The organism is Nocardiopsis xinjiangensis YIM 90004, from assembly GCF_000341145.1.
In the GTDB taxonomy this organism is placed as follows: domain Bacteria; phylum Actinomycetota; class Actinomycetes; order Streptosporangiales; family Streptosporangiaceae; genus Nocardiopsis; species Nocardiopsis xinjiangensis.
Genome location: NZ_ANBE01000082.1, coordinates 1 through 858 on the forward strand (window position 1 = coordinate 1; position 858 = coordinate 858).

The 858-nt window shown below is 69.7% G+C and carries 1 protein-coding gene; it reads right to left on the reverse strand.

The annotated features are described in order from the left end of the window. Positions 1-20 precede the first annotated feature (20 nt). A partial coding sequence (locus tag D473_RS0123790; protein WP_017611538.1) for a transposase occupies positions 21-858 on the reverse strand: 838 nt, incomplete at its 5' end.

Here is an 858-nt window from a genome sequence, read left to right on the forward strand (position 1 = left end):
CAGGGATGCTTCTATGTTTGTCAAGCAGCGAGTGCGACCGGTGGGTCCGCTGCGAGGGTGCGATAGATCTGTCGGCTCACGTAGCGCTTGAGGCAGCGCATAATCTCGCGCTTGGTGCGCCCCTGGGCGATGCGCCGCTGGACGTAGTCACGGGTGGCCTGGTCCTTACTCATGCGGGTGAGCACGATGGTGTGCAGGGCCTGGTTGAGCTGGCGATCCCCGCCCCGGTTGAGCCGGTGCCGGATCGTGTTGCCCGAGGAAGCCGGGATCGGGCACGCGCCCGCGATCTGGGCAAAGGCGCCCTCGGAACGGATCCGGCCCGTGTGGGACCACACTGTCAGGACGGTCGCGGCCGTGGCCGGGCCGACCCCGAACATCTCCAACAAGGCCGGGGCTTGCTCGGACACCAGGGCGCTCAGACGCTGCTGGTTGTCCTTGAGCTCCTGGTCGAGCTGGCCGATGCGCTGGGCGTAGCGCACCGCCTGGGCCCGGGCCGTGGCCGCGCCCAACTCTTCCTGGCGTGGGCGCCAGGCGGCCACGGTCTTGATCTGGGCCGTGGTGAGTGCTTTGCGGGCATCCAGGCCCAGGGCGTGGGTGCGTAGCAGGGCGGTCAGGGCGTTGACCGAGCGCACCTTGTCGGTCCTCATCTGCTCGCGTGCGGTGGTGAGCACTCCCAGCGCGGCGTGCAGCTGCCCGGACCGGCGATCGCGCAGGTGCTCCATCTTCGTGACCAGGGTCGATCTGGCCGCGGTGAGCGCGTCCAGCGTGTCGGTCTTGCCCCGGCCCCGCAGGCGTTTGGTTGAGGGGGTGGGGGCCTCCACGATGCGGTAGCCGTCCTGGGCCAGGTGCTGGGCCAGG